General features: G+C 31.9%; 12 protein-coding genes. 9 read left to right on the forward strand and 3 right to left on the reverse strand.

Annotated features, from left to right (window positions below; all coding sequences use genetic code 11):
• Positions 1-136: 136 nt before the first annotated feature.
• Positions 137-1882, reverse strand: coding sequence for a DUF262 domain-containing protein (locus FBFL15_RS05735; protein WP_014083693.1), 1746 nt, complete (start codon positions 1880-1882; stop codon positions 137-139).
• 420 nt (positions 1883-2302) lie between these two features.
• Between FBFL15_RS05735 and FBFL15_RS05740 the strand changes: the two genes are divergently transcribed.
• The 7 genes from FBFL15_RS05740 to FBFL15_RS05770 all read left to right on the forward strand — a co-directional run bounded on the left by FBFL15_RS05740 (position 2303) and on the right by FBFL15_RS05770 (position 8640).
• The gene (locus FBFL15_RS05740) at positions 2303-3112 is read left to right on the forward strand and encodes a sulfite exporter TauE/SafE family protein (RefSeq protein WP_014083694.1); all 810 of its coding nucleotides are present in this window, start codon (positions 2303-2305) and stop codon (positions 3110-3112) included.
• A 79-nt stretch (positions 3113-3191) separates the two neighbouring features.
• Complete coding sequence (locus FBFL15_RS05745) at positions 3192-4466, forward strand: NAD(P)/FAD-dependent oxidoreductase (protein ID WP_014083695.1); 1275 nt, start codon at positions 3192-3194, stop codon at positions 4464-4466.
• A gap of 222 nt (positions 4467-4688) precedes the next feature.
• Complete coding sequence (locus FBFL15_RS05750; RefSeq protein ID WP_014083696.1) at positions 4689-6032, forward strand: cytochrome ubiquinol oxidase subunit I; 1344 nt, start codon at positions 4689-4691, stop codon at positions 6030-6032.
• A 19-nt stretch (positions 6033-6051) separates the two neighbouring features.
• Positions 6052-7089, forward strand: a complete 1038-nt coding sequence (gene cydB, locus FBFL15_RS05755) for a cytochrome d ubiquinol oxidase subunit II (RefSeq protein WP_014083697.1) — start codon at positions 6052-6054, stop codon at positions 7087-7089.
• 415 nt (positions 7090-7504) lie between these two features.
• Complete coding sequence (locus FBFL15_RS05760) at positions 7505-7822, forward strand: rhodanese-like domain-containing protein (protein ID WP_014083698.1); 318 nt, start codon at positions 7505-7507, stop codon at positions 7820-7822.
• Positions 7823-7845: 23 nt separating this feature from the next.
• A complete protein-coding gene (locus FBFL15_RS05765; protein WP_014083699.1) occupies positions 7846-8211 on the forward strand; it encodes a rhodanese-like domain-containing protein in 366 nt (121 codons plus the stop codon).
• Between the two features lie 126 nt (positions 8212-8337).
• Positions 8338-8640 (forward strand): DUF202 domain-containing protein, encoded by a 303-nt coding sequence (locus FBFL15_RS05770; protein WP_014083700.1) that lies wholly within the window; start codon positions 8338-8340, stop codon positions 8638-8640.
• Between the two features lie 107 nt (positions 8641-8747).
• On the opposite strand, the gene FBFL15_RS05775 is transcribed toward FBFL15_RS05770, so the two are convergent.
• A complete protein-coding gene (locus FBFL15_RS05775) occupies positions 8748-9722 on the reverse strand; it encodes a zinc metalloprotease (protein WP_014083701.1) in 975 nt (324 codons plus the stop codon).
• 1167 nt (positions 9723-10889) lie between these two features.
• Between FBFL15_RS05775 and FBFL15_RS05780 the strand changes: the two genes are divergently transcribed.
• Complete coding sequence (locus FBFL15_RS05780) at positions 10890-11633, forward strand: DUF2625 domain-containing protein (protein ID WP_014083702.1); 744 nt, start codon at positions 10890-10892, stop codon at positions 11631-11633.
• Positions 11634-11804: 171 nt separating this feature from the next.
• Entirely contained in the window at positions 11805-13154 is a 1350-nt protein-coding gene (locus FBFL15_RS05785; protein ID WP_014083703.1) for a DEAD/DEAH box helicase, read from the forward strand.
• A 287-nt stretch (positions 13155-13441) separates the two neighbouring features.
• On the opposite strand, the gene FBFL15_RS05790 is transcribed toward FBFL15_RS05785, so the two are convergent.
• On the reverse strand, positions 13442-13951 hold the full coding sequence (locus tag FBFL15_RS05790) for a hypothetical protein (RefSeq protein ID WP_014083704.1): 510 nt from the start codon (positions 13949-13951) through the stop codon (positions 13442-13444).
• Between the last annotated feature and the right edge of the window lie 2 nt (positions 13952-13953).

Genomic DNA, 13953 nt, shown 5'->3' on the forward strand with positions numbered 1-13953 from the left:
CTCTCGGTTTTACGATGTGGCGGATTTTGAAGCACTTACTTTAAATTTAGCACTAAACTTCTTTTGAAAACTAAATGTCCAATTTAGCACTAAACCCGCCATTTCATAAATTTGCAGTTGTGTGCTGTGGTTCTTGTTAACTCTGTTTTATTAAATAATTTTGATTTAAAAATTCAATAAATTGATTTATAATTTCTTCAGTTCTATTTTTTATATCTTGCTCGGTGAAATCTGTATTACTAGAAGCTAAATTTACTAATTCAGAAATAATTGTTCCTTGTTTACGCTGTCCTTTATCATTGGTAAAGCCTTTATAATACTTTGTTTTATCAATAAATCTGTAATCAGCTGCTCTAATATTAATTTTATCCTCTAACAATACTTTATTGCCTATTGCTTCTAAATTTTTTGTGTTGGTTAAATTTTTGTCGTTTTCTTGCCTTTTTCTTGCAAATATGTGCTCTATATCAAAATTCGTGTTTATTGAGGGAATAATTTGATTTTCATTAATAAATGCCCACCAAGTTAAAATTGATCGTGTTATTGGCCGTCCATTTTTAAATTCAAAATTACTTATTGCTGTTTTTAATGAATTTACTTCAAATTTATGTTCCTCAAAACTCACATCCTTATTTGTAACTACATTTATCATTTCTGCATAAACAGGGGTACGTAATGCATTAACGCCTGGATTAGTAAATGCGTAACCCCAAACAAAAGCAATTACTTTATTTAAGAAAACATCTAATTTATTTTCGTCTAGCAATTCATTTTCATTTTTGTAATGCAAAAAATAGACTGATAAAAAGTAGGTCCACATTCCATTAGGTGCATAATTTAAAATGAATAATTTTCTTAAAATGTTTTGTGAAAATCGCTCTGTATTTTGAGTATAAACATCATTCCAAAAATCAACAAGTATTTTTAAATTAGGCAATGTTTCATCATTTTTAAGAATTGCATATTTATCTTTTTCATAAAATTTACGAAGTGCCTCTGTGGTACTTGACTTTAATCCCTGTTTTGCACGAACGAAATACATATACCTAGTAAATAGTTCGTCCATTGGAGTACCGTTTAAAGGTTTGAAAATTCTGCTACTTTTTTCTTCTAATTCTTTCCATTTTTCTATAAATACATCTTTTTGGTTTTTAGCACCATAATGTTTATAAAATTGAGCTTTAAAAATATCAGCATCAGACAAAGGAAGACCTCGGTCATTTAGTGTTGAAAAAATACGTAATGCAGTATCTTGAGACTCTGCTTCAATAGGAAGTAGAATACAATTCTGCAAAATTCTTGCTGGTAAATATGCAAAATAAGATGGGAATTCACTTAAAAAGTCATCAATTTTTTGTTGAAAAAAAATATAGTTTTTAGCATAATTACTTTTTTGTTCTTTCTCTACAACACCAGTTTTCAAAATATCAAGAAATTCATCTTTGTCATTATCCGTTGCTACTTCAGAATCTATTTTCAATTTACTTAAATCGGCTTCTCCAAATTCGTCTGTTTTCCATAGACATTGAGCGATTCTTTCTCTAGTGTTTTTGGAATTATTGTCTTGCATATTTCCAAACTTTGAGTAAAATGCACGTAATAATAACATTAAAGTTGTTAAACGTTGTTGTCCATCAATAACTTCTTTTTTATAGTTTTCATTTTCAAATGTAACTATAGAACCTAAAAAATATTCCTCATCTTTATTGAAATTTTCATAGTTATTATCAGGGAATGCAAAAGAAAAGATATCATCCCAAAGTGTTTGGCATTGTTGTTCTTCCCAAGCATAAGGTCTCTGATAATCAGGAATAAGAAAGTCTGATTTTTTATCAGAAAAAAGTAGCATTATTGTCTTTTGGTCAACATTTAGTTTTGACATATTTATATTGATTTTTTAATTTTTTAATTTTGTTCTTTTTTAGTAGGAGTTTCGTAATACCATAGCACACAACTACTAGCTATACGAAAGCTATTGCATTTTTTAAATCATTTATCAAATGCAAACATAAAACATTTTATTATTTTAGAAAACTATTTTACATTTTTAACACAAAAGTAAACATCTAAGCAAAAAGTTTGCGGTTTTATGTTTTGATGGCGGTGTCTTTGAGAGTTGTTTGCTCGAGCAATGTGCACAAGGTGCCGTGTGCTCCGTAATCACTTTTTTAGTATTTTTGTTTTCAAAAGGGGTTTCATTTTGATTTTTTTTGAATAAATGGGGGCATTGTGATAAATGTTACAGTCTATTGTTTTCTATTGGTACATCTTTGCATCATCAAATTTTAAGTTTTCAAAAATCATGGAATATATAGGTTATTTTGCATCCATTTTAATTGGTGTTGCTTTAGGATTAATTGGTGGTGGTGGGTCTATTCTTACAGTGCCTGTTTTGGTATATTTATTTGCCATCGAGCCTGTTGTGGCAACATCTTATTCGCTATTTATTGTTGGTTTAACAAGCGGAATTGGCTCTATTGGCTATTTTAAAAAAGGTTTGGTAAACATCAAAACGGCTATTGTATTTGGTATTCCGTCTATCATTGCTGTTTTTATGACTAGGGCTTTTGTAGTGCCTGCCATACCAAAAGTAGTAATGACTTTGGGCAGTTTTGTGGTTACTAAAAGCATTTTGATGATGTTGTTGTTTGCTGTATTAATGATTGCGGCTTCGTATAGTATGATAAAAAAAGACAAAAACAACAACAATGAATCAACTGCTGCTACTGAAGAACAAAAATTTAATTATCCCTTAATTTTGATAGAAGGTATTGTTGTGGGCACACTTACAGGTTTGGTGGGTGCTGGCGGTGGTTTTTTAATTATTCCTGCCTTGGTATTGCTTAGCAAATTGCCCATGAAGGAAGCCGTTGGTACATCGTTGGTTATTATTGCAGCCAAATCGTTGATTGGATTTTTTGGCGAAGGCGAGGGAGGCGTTATCGACTGGCCATTTCTGATGACCATTTCTGTTTTTGCTATCATTGGTATATTTATTGGTACGGCACTTTCTAAAAAAGTGGATGGAGCAAAATTGAAACCTGCATTTGGTTGGTTTGTATTGGTTATGGGAGTATATATTATAACAAAAGAATTATTTTTTGGAAAATAATTGGCTTTTGTAACAAAAGTTACATAACGATTAATTACAAATGTATAATATTGAAATCACAAATAAAATCAATAAAATTATGTCAAATCATTACCAAATATTAATTGTAGGTGGAGGCAATGCGGGATTGTCTGTAGCGGCTCAATTATTGAAAAAAAGAAGTAATTTACAAATTGCTATTGTAGAACCATCAGAAAAACATTACTATCAACCTGCGTGGACGTTAGTTGGAGCTGGAGTTTTTGATGTAAACAAAACCGTTCGGTCAGAAAAAGAAGTGATGAATCCAAATACCACTTGGATAAAAGATGCAGTAGCCACTTTTGACCCCTCTAATAACAAGGTTACTTGTACGTCTGGCACGTCTATAACTTATGACTATTTGATTGTATGTCCTGGCATTCAATTGGATTGGAACAAAATAAAAGGGTTCAAAGAAAATTTAGGAAAAAATAATATCAGCAGCAATTATAGTTTTGAATCTGCACCCTATACTTGGGAAATGATCAAAAATTTTAAAGGAGGAACAGCCGTATTTACCAATCCATCTACCCCTATAAAATGTGGTGGAGCTCCACACAAAATCATGTATTTGGCCGTTGATTATTGGCGAAAAAAAGGCATTTTAGACAAATGCGATGTACATTACGTGTCTGGAGCTACTATGATTTTTGGTGTGCCAGAATACAAAGCTACTTTGGAAAAAGTGTTGCTAGCAGGCAATATCAAAGTGCATTATGGAGCCAACGTTATTCAACTCGATGGCGACAACAAAACCATAGTATTTGAAACAAAAGATACACCAAGTAATTTAAAACAAGCCCTTTCAAAGTCGGCAGCTGGTTGTTACAGTATCAACGAAGCTAGTACAGAGGGCGATATAAGCAAAGTAACGTTGAGTTTTGATATGTGTCATGCAGTGCCACCGCAATCGGCTCCCGAGTTTATTAAAAATAGTCCAATTGCCGATGCTAATAATCCTTATGGATATGTAGAAATAAACAAAGAAACCATGCAACATACAAGGTTTGCAAATGTTTTTGCCCTTGGCGATTGTACCAATGCTCCTTGTAGTAAAACGGGTGCAGCTATTAGAAAACAAGCGCCTATTGTAGTAGATAACTTATTGGCCACAATGAGCAACAACACACCAACAGCCCATTATGACGGCTACAGTGCTTGTCCTATTCCTACACAATACGGCAAATTGATGTTGGCAGAGTTTGATTATTCAAACAAACCCAAAATGACCTTCCCATTTGATCAGGCCAAACCAAGATGGACCATGTGGATTTTGAAAACCAAAGTGCTACCATGGTTGTATTGGAACAAAATTTTGAAAGGAAACGCTTAAATATACTACACTTTACACTCGTAATCCTTTATTTTTTTTTATGTAAATCTCTTCCTATTGCAGGAAGAGATTTTTTTTGTTTTATTTTTCTAATTATTTGATAATCAAAATAATAAATACTTTTAAAAAAAGTAGTAGTGTAACATTTATCACATTTTTTGGTATGTCAATAAAGTAATTTTGCCCATACGATGAATTTATTACTTTTAAAACCCAACAACAATGAATGTAGAAATATTGGCCCGAATTCAATTTGCATTTACAGTAGCTTTTCATTACATCTATCCGCCTTTAAGTATTGGAATAGGTTTGATTTTAGTAATCATGGAAAGTTTGTATTTAAAAACCAATAAAAAAGAATATGAAGTTTTAACCCGATTTTGGATTAAAATATTTGCCATTACTTTTGGAATAGGGGTTGCAACGGGCATTATCATGGAGTTTGAATTTGGTACCAATTGGGCTACTTATTCAAGATATGTTGGTGATATTTTTGGAAGTGCTTTGGCTGCCGAAGGTTTGTTTGCTTTTGGGTTAGAAAGTGCTTTTTTAGGCGTTTTATTATTTGGTTGGCATCGAGTAAAACCTTGGGTGCATTTGGTGGCAACTGTTGGGGTGTTTTTAGGCTCTATGTTTTCGGCCGTTTGGATAGTGGTGGCCAACTCATGGCAACAAACGCCAGCAGGCTATCACATTGTAGGACAGGGCATTCATGCCAGAGCCGAAGTAACCGATTTTTGGGCCATGGTTTTCAATCCGTCTAGTGTAGATCGGTTGGTACATACTTGGCAAGGGTCGTTTCTGGCTGGAGCATTTTTGGTATTGAGTGTTCATGCTTATTATTTGCGTAAAAACAAATTTGTAGCCATTTCAAAAACGGCCTTTTCTATTGCATTGCCAGTTGCAACCTTTTTTTCCTTGCTTCAATTGGTTTCAGGACACAGTTCTGCAGATGGGGTAGCTATAAACCAACCCGCAAAACTGGCTGCCATGGAAGGGCATTATCAGCCCAACGCTCCTGCCGACTTGTATTTGGTTGGTTGGGTCAATCAGGACAAACAACAAGTCGCTGGACTCAAAATACCTGGCGGTTTGTCGTTTTTAGTACATCAAGATTTTCAAAAACCCATAGTAGGCTTGCATCATTTTGCCGAATCAGACAGACCCAAACAAGTAAACGCCATTTTTCAGTTTTATCACATCATGATTGCCATTGGAATGTTGCTTATAGGACTTACTTTATATGCCTCTTTTTTATTCATAAAAGGTCAATTGTTTAATCACAAACAACTGCTTTGGGTGTTTTCGTTTTCAGTATTGTTGCCACAAATAGCCAATCAGGTTGGGTGGTTTACGGCCGAAATGGGCAGACAACCTTGGGTAGTTTATGGTTTACTTCGTACTTCAAAAGCCTTTTCGCAAGTAGTTTCGGCCCATCAAATTGTGTTTTCGCTAGTATTATTCACCTTAGTTTATTTTGTTTTATTTTTATTGTTTATTTATATGTTAAACAAAAAAATCAAACACGGCCCAGATCATGAAAACATCGAATTAGCTTACAATTAAATTATTAATATATCATATCATGCAATATTTTTTAGGAATAGACTATCCAACGCTTTGGTATTTGGTTATAGGATTATTATTTTCGGGCTATGCCATTTTAGAGGGCTTTGATTTTGGGGCTGGAGCATGGCATTTGTTTTTTCAAAAAGATTTAAGTAGGCGAATTGCCATCAATGCCATTGCACCCGTTTGGGATGCTAATCAAGTTTGGCTCGTTATTGGCGGAGGGGCTTTATTTGCAGGGTTTCCCGTTATGTATGCCTCCATGTTGTCTATCATGTATGTGCCATTTATGTTGTTTCTCACCTTCAATATCTTGCGGGCCGCCGCCATCAAGTTTAGAAGTGCCGAGGAAATGTTGTGGTGGCGAAAAACCTGGGATATTGTTTATAGCGTATCCAGTATCATGATTGCTTTTTTATTGGGTGTTGTTTTGGGAAATATTTTGCAAGGATTCCCAATAGGCAAAAATTATTCATACAAAGGCGATGTTTTATTGGGTTTTCTTAATTCTTATGCCATCATGACAGGACTAACCACCTTGGCCATTTTTATGACTCAAGGAGCCATCTATTTATTGCTTAAAACAGAAGGACGACTTCACACCCGATTGACATTTTTGCTCAAAAAAGGAATGATTTTTTTCATCATCACTTTTGGAATTACAACCCTTTATACTTTGATATTTATTCCAAAAGTAACCGAAACGTTTAGAAACAATCCTGCTTATTTCATCATTCCGTTACTCTCCTTTTTAGCTGTTGCCAATGTGCCAAGGTTGGCTTCCAAGAAAAGGTATCTGTTGGCTTTGGTTTTTTCATCCATCACTATGATGTTTTTGTTGATGCTTGTTGCCCTTCAATTGTATCCAACATTGCTCATTTCTACCATCGATTCACGCTACGACATTACAATATACAATGCAGCCTCGTCCCAAAAATCATTAGGAATCATGCTAACCATTGTGGTTATTGGCACTCCATTATTAGCTGGATATTTCTATTTCCTTTACAGCACTTTCAACGGAAAAGTAAAACTAGACGATACCAGTTATTAATTCCAAAAAAACAGCACCTCAACACAAACCTTTTTTTGAGTGTTACCTATCTGTTTCAAACAACGATCATTGAACTCCAATAGAAATATCATATTATGAAATTATCTTTTTGATAACCACATTCAGAAACAATATTCGTGCAATATAATACCAAATATACATTTAAAAACAATTGCTTTTAAATAAATATGTTAAAATGTAACTTTTGTTACAATCATTTAGAACAAACATAACTAATTTTGCTCTATAAAACAGATACAAAACCATTTGAAAACAAATCTCCTATTTGTTCAAGTAATATCAAAATAAATAGGAAATGAATAGTTGAAGTGGAATTGAACAATTCATTTTTTTAGATTTAGTATCAAAATGTTTTAAATTAAAAAATATTTAACAATCATAAAATCAAATCATTATGGGAATTTTTAGTTCTATATTTGGTAGCAATCAAGACAGCCAAAATCAATTAGCATCAATAATCAACGACAATGCCTTTTTGGTAGATGTTCGATCAAAAGACGAGTATGAATCGGGTCATGTAGAAGGCTCTGTAAACATTCCTTTGGATCAAGTTCAAGCCAACATGGCACAATTTAAAAACCAAAAAAATATAGTGGTTTTTTGTAGAAGTGGCAACAGAAGCGGACAAGCCAAAGTTATTTTAGAACGAAATGGTATTCAAAATGTAACCAATGGTTGGACTTGGCAAGAAGTAAGAGCCATGTTGAATTAATTTTATTTTTTAAATATAAAAGCATGGATTTATTTATAAAAATTAGCTTTTGGCTCCTGTTTTTGGGATGTTTTCAACCTGCAAATGCCCAAATATCAAAATCAAATGGGTCAATCAAAAAAGCCATACAAGTGCAACAAACCACTTTTTATGTAGATGTACGCTCGGCAAGTGAGTTTGCGGCAGGAAGTGTAAAAGGGGCAGTAAATATCCCTTTAGACCAAGTAGCTTCCAATATCAATCGTTTTAAAAACAAAAAAAAGATCGTCGTATTTTGTAGAAGTGGCAACCGTAGTGCCAAAGCTATCGAAATTTTAAAACAAAACGGCATTCAAAACGCAACCAATGGAGGCTCTTTTCAAGACGTAGCCGCTAGCCTTGGTCAATAATATTTTTTATTTTTTTAGTTTATTACGCAAAAATGGAGCATTATTTTAGTGTTCCATTTTTTTATATATTTATTCAAAAATAATTTATTAATGTATCTTTTAATCAATTCAATATAAATACTTTACATGACAGCAACTGCAATCAATAAGGATTTAATCCTAAGAGAACAATTAGCCATACAACGCACCCATTTAGCCAATCAATCCACTTTTTTAGCCTTTCTTCGAACTGCAATGTATTTTTTAATGGCAGGATTAACACTTCATAACTTAATGAAAATCAACAACAGCTATTTGATAGAAGTGCCGCTTTTTGCTCTGGCATTTCTCCTTTTGTTGTTTGGCATAATCAATTATTTCAAACACAAAAAAAATATTATTTCAAGCCAAAAGCATATCGGCAAATACCAATTTGACTATTTGTCATAAAAAAACACAATTAAAATTATTATATAAATAATAATATTAATTGTGTTTTCTTAAATAATTACATAAACCTTATCAGATATAAGTAAATTTTATATCATGGTTTGATACTATTGTCCAAAAGAATATCTAGCACCTCCAGATACAAATAATGCTGCCATTCTGGCTTTTTGACCATTTGTAAACATGTACATGGCTAAATCATCGGTATAATCCATGTAATTCATTGTCATTTCTACCGGTGTTCCTGTACAGGTACTGTAATGTGGAAAAACAGGATTTCCATAATTTGGACCGTTATGGGATGGTGTGTCCAAAACCATATCATTTCCACATGTGGCATCTCCCCAAATGTGACGTAAATTTAACCAATGTCCTACTTCGTGAGTACCCGTTCTGCCTTTGTTATAAGGAGCAGAAACTGTTCCTGTTGTACCAAATGCATTGTTGTCTATCACAACCCCATCTGTTGAAGTTGCTCCTCCAGGAAATTGTGCATAACCCAATGTACCGCCCCCTAAATTACAAGACCACAGATTTAAAACAGTGGTAGGTGTGGTGGGTGCAATTCCTGTTGTAGTATTTTTCTTCATGGCATCATTCGTAGAATAAGAAGTAGTAGTAGTTTTCTTTCTAATAATTGATTGTAAATAAAATGTAATCTCTACATTGGCTTTTACACCTGCAAATAGTGAAGGTACAGATGAAAAATCTGTATTTAAGGCATTAAAATCTCTGTTTAGAACATCTATTTGAGATTGTATTTGTGCTTGAGAAATATTTTCGGCTGTTGTTTTATACAACACATTTACAACAACTGGAATTTGAATTTTACCATTGACCAATTTTAAATTTTTTGGATTTTGTAAAATCGTTTTTTCAGTAAAAGCCTCGATTTCTGCCATTTTAACAGATAAACTTGGGGTTTCAAGCAACTGCTGTTCTAAATGTTCTGCCGTAGCACAACCTCTTTTTTGCAAACTTCCTTCGCTTGAAGCTGCTTCTTCTGTTGTTGAACCTTTTTCTTCCTGACAGGAAAGCAAGCTCAACGACACAATTCCGATAGTAAAAATAATTTTTTTCATAATAAAATATGTATTTGTTTATAGTTCAAAAGTATTAAATTATTTTTAAAGTAATACTTATTTCATATTTATTTTTTTTATTATGTATATTTTTATCTAATTTATATATATATATTAGTTTATTAATAATATTATCATAAAATTATATAATATTATATTTAAAAATAAATAATTTTTAAATTAATTTATAATGTTCAATTAGGTATTGGAACTTTTTCTTAACATATATAATATTTTGATGAATAATATTTAATAATAACTTATTTTTAGATTTTTTGGAATTACTTTATTAATTTGGTAATGTTGTGTTCAAATTTATAAGCTTTATTGTACTACCATTCTTTTTTTTTATGCTGTAAAACCCATTTTTTTTCATAACTCCATTTTGAAGCAAACCTAAAAATATCTAGGAAAGTTAAAAACATAATACATTTGAATGCTTTTTTTCAAATTTTGAATTTATTTTATTCCAAACATCTATATAAAGAAGTCAAAGATGCATTCCGTGTAATTATACCAAATATATTTAAAAAATAGTCCAAAGATGCGTAGTTATTTTTTAGAGAAAATTTTTAAAAAAAATCCTTGCATAGCTGGGCTACGGAACTATTTTTTTTAATAATTTTAGCAAAAAAGAACAAGTAGATTGGACTATTTTATATGAATATTTGGTATTAATTGTTTTTTTGAAAAAATGTCAAATACAAGGAATACTTAGTGCTATAACAGAATTTATTTTGTCTCATTTTAACAAATAAGTAACAAAAGATTGGTTTATTTAATATTTGTATGTAGTATTATTTAGATAAATTACTAATTAAAATTATTATTTGTAATAAAATTTACGTTAATATATTTATATATTTATAAAATAAAATACATCATTCAACTTCGACTAAATTGAATTGAAGTAGCAAATTAATCGAACTACTTTATAAATTTAAAATATAATACAACATTATTTTTTAAATACCTAACTTTGTCGAAAGTTAAACTCTTAAAAATAAAATGGAATAAAATACCTATTTGCTTCGACTGTTGTTTTTTTTAAACTTGTGTATAAATTTGTTTTAGTTTGTTTTATAAAGTTACACATGTAATTTGGTTTAAAATTATTTCGATAATTATAATATTTTTATTAATTTTAATAAAATTAAAAACAATAAAATGCATCAAAAACACATTATCATCATTTTTTTATTATCAATTAGTCCACTTTTGGCACAATACCACATGAAAAATACGAATGAATTAATCAATCATCAGGAATCGGCTTGGCCATCTGTAAAGGATTGGATTGCAAAAGCTAAAAATCATGTTACGATTTTAGCTACAGATTCCATTAATGCTCGTCAAGCATTATATAATACTCAGGTTACAACTCGATCGCCCATGGGTGCAATAATTTTCAATACAGGAGGCTTGATGGTAGATCAGGGTTGGATTCGGATTTTGGGTTCTGGTAATGAAAAATTAACACGAAGTTTTTCAGATTGGAATAAAGGCAAGGCTTTTTCAGCATTTGGAAATAAGGCAGATTTCTTACTAATTGCCGACGACGCAGTTGGTGGTTTTTTTGTCCTTAATGGCGGTAAATTTGATGCAGATTTGGGAAAAGTTTATTATTTTTCGCCAGATAATTTGCAATATGAACCCTTGGATATGACATATACTGATTTTTTGAATTTTTGTTTTAATGCCAATTTGGATCAATTTTATAAAAATCTTCGATGGCCAAATTGGCAAAAGGAAGTATCCACATTACATGGCGATTCCGTTTTTTCTTTTTATCCTTATTTATGGTCTCAAGAAGGGCAACATTTGCAAACCAATACTAAAAAAATAGTTCCAATCGAAGAACAGTATTTTATTAATTTGTCTTTTAGAAAGCAATTAGGACTAGACGACTAACAATGTCTTTGTAGGATTTCATTTGTAAATGCAAGTCCACGAAATGCCATTTCAACTTTAGTTATTTAAAAAAACAAATTAATGATGAATCCCAATTTGATAGGTATATTGGTAATAAGCCTTTTAGAGTAATAAAAAAACGTATCTTTGCCAAAAATAGCAGCATATATAATGAGTACATTTGAATCCTTTAATCTCCCAAAATCACTACAAAAAGCTGTATCTGAACTGGGTTTTGTTACACCAACGCCTATTCAACAAAAATCTTTTTCGGTTATCATGTCTGGTAGAGACATGATGGGAATAGCACAAACGGGTACCGGTAAAACCTTTGCTTACTTGTTGCCCTTACTCAAAATGTATAAATTTACGCCTACTCATACTCCAAAAATTGTAGTTTTAGTACCCACAAGAGAATTGGTTGTACAGGTTGTTGAAGAAGTAGAAATACTTACTAAATACATGTCTATCAGAACATTAGGGGTATATGGCGGTGTCAATATCAATACCCAAAAAAAAGCGGTTTTTGAAGGTATCGATATTTTAGTTGGCACTCCTGGTAGAACCATGGATTTGGCCCTTGATAATTACATCCGATTTGATGAAACCCAAAAATTGGTTATAGACGAATTTGACGAAATGCTCAATTTAGGTTTTAGACCTCAATTGACTTCTATTTTGTCTATGATAAAAGGCAAACGACAAAACATCCTTTTTTCTGCAACCATGACTGATGAGGTGGATGAAATTCTAAACGATTATTTTGATTTTCCAGAAGAGGTAACCCTTTCACCATCTGGAACACCGTTAGAAAACATCACGCAATGTTATTATGATGTTCCAAATTTTAATACAAAAGTCAATTTACTTACCTTTTTATTGTCTGAAAACGAACAAATGTCTCGCATTTTGATTTTTGTCAACAATAAAAAAATTGCCGATTTGTTACACGACAAACTCGAACAAGTGTTCCCTAATCAGTTGGGAGTTATACACTCTAATAAATCTCAAAATTACCGCCTGAACACTATGGCCGCTTTTCAAGATGGCGATTTGAGGGGGATTATTACTACCGATATTATGGCTCGTGGTTTGGATATTTCAAATGTTACCCATGTTGTGAATTTTGAAATGCCCGAATTGCCTGAACAATATATGCACCGTATTGGTCGAACGGGTAGGGCAGACGCTATTGGCGATGCAATTAGTTTTGTAGCACCCCGAGAGGTGGAACAAAAAATAGAAGTAGAACTCTTGATGGAACAAGAAATTACTTGCACCCCATTTCCAGATGCAGTAGCAGTTTCTACCCAATTAATTGGCCCCGAAAAAGAAAAAAAATTAGTAAAGTTTTTATTAAAAAAACCCAAACTTGATGGCGATGGTGCATTTCATGAAAAAGCAACCAAAAACAAAAAAGTCAACCTTGGAGGCCCTTCCAAAACTAAGAAAAAAGTTTCGAGTTCCGTAAATAGAAATATTTTAAAAAACCGTGACAAAAAACGTAAGGAAAATAAATAAAAAAAATACCTCTAAATATTTATTTAGAGGTATTTTTTTATAGTAGCTATTCAGTTAAGAAACATCATCAATAGTAATACCAAATATATTTATAAAATAGTCCAAAGATGCGTAGTTATTTTTTAGAAAAAATTTTCAAAAAAAATCGTTGCATAGCTGGGCTACGGAACTATTTTTTTTGGATAATTTTAGCAAAAAAGAACAAGTAGATTGGACTATTTTATATGTATATTTGGTATAACTTATTTCACCATCAAATCTTCGTCTGAATTTCAAAAAAAAGGTTTCTAGGGTTGCACTTTTGGATACAATATCGTTTCTGCCACCTCAAAGGATAGCGACTCATCATCATTAATAAAATATTTCAAAAGTACCTCGCCCCAAATTGCCCCATCGCTATAATCGGCTATAATCCAGCGGTGATTCAAAACTTTTATTTTATTAATTACAAACTTGTTTGCCCCAATTGTAGTTTGTCCTGTATAAACATTGCCATCAGGATTTTTGTTATAATCCAATAATTGATCCCTAATTACAGGAATCAATCTTTGATAATCTATAACTTTTGTCCCTTGTTGATTTTCAAAATAGTCTTGTGCATTTTGGTTGTGTTCCAACGAAAAATAACCTTCGTCTAATAATTTACTGTTTATTACATTTAAACTATCAGTCATTTTTTTTTCATATTTTGCAAACCTTTTTTGCTCAAATGCCACCTGCTTGCTATAATAAGAATAAGTAAATATATTCAACAATACTATTGTAATACATAAATATAACATTAAAGAACGTTTCATAT

The organism is Flavobacterium branchiophilum FL-15 (genome assembly GCF_000253275.1).
GTDB lineage: Bacteria > Bacteroidota > Bacteroidia > Flavobacteriales > Flavobacteriaceae > Flavobacterium > Flavobacterium branchiophilum.

What these genes read in the sequence shown, in the direction of transcription:
- FBFL15_RS05780 (WP_014083702.1), top strand. Translation starts at nt 10,890, where the DNA reads ATGCATCAAAAACACATTATCATCATTTTTTTATTATCAATTAGTCCA.
- cydB (WP_014083697.1), top strand. Translation starts at nt 6,052, where the DNA reads ATGCAATATTTTTTAGGAATAGACTATCCAACGCTTTGGTATTTGGTT.
- FBFL15_RS05740 (WP_014083694.1), top strand. Translation starts at nt 2,303, where the DNA reads ATGGAATATATAGGTTATTTTGCATCCATTTTAATTGGTGTTGCTTTA.
- FBFL15_RS05765 (WP_014083699.1), top strand. Translation starts at nt 7,846, where the DNA reads ATGGATTTATTTATAAAAATTAGCTTTTGGCTCCTGTTTTTGGGATGT.
- FBFL15_RS05790 (WP_014083704.1), bottom strand. Translation starts at nt 13,951, where the DNA reads ATGAAACGTTCTTTAATGTTATATTTATGTATTACAATAGTATTGTTG.
- FBFL15_RS05770 (WP_014083700.1), top strand. Translation starts at nt 8,338, where the DNA reads ATGACAGCAACTGCAATCAATAAGGATTTAATCCTAAGAGAACAATTA.
- FBFL15_RS05745 (WP_014083695.1), top strand. Translation starts at nt 3,192, where the DNA reads ATGTCAAATCATTACCAAATATTAATTGTAGGTGGAGGCAATGCGGGA.
- FBFL15_RS05775 (WP_014083701.1), bottom strand. Translation starts at nt 9,722, where the DNA reads ATGAAAAAAATTATTTTTACTATCGGAATTGTGTCGTTGAGCTTGCTT.
- FBFL15_RS05735 (WP_014083693.1), bottom strand. Translation starts at nt 1,882, where the DNA reads ATGTCAAAACTAAATGTTGACCAAAAGACAATAATGCTACTTTTTTCT.
- FBFL15_RS05760 (WP_014083698.1), top strand. Translation starts at nt 7,505, where the DNA reads ATGGGAATTTTTAGTTCTATATTTGGTAGCAATCAAGACAGCCAAAAT.
- FBFL15_RS05785 (WP_014083703.1), top strand. Translation starts at nt 11,805, where the DNA reads ATGAGTACATTTGAATCCTTTAATCTCCCAAAATCACTACAAAAAGCT.
- FBFL15_RS05750 (WP_014083696.1), top strand. Translation starts at nt 4,689, where the DNA reads ATGAATGTAGAAATATTGGCCCGAATTCAATTTGCATTTACAGTAGCT.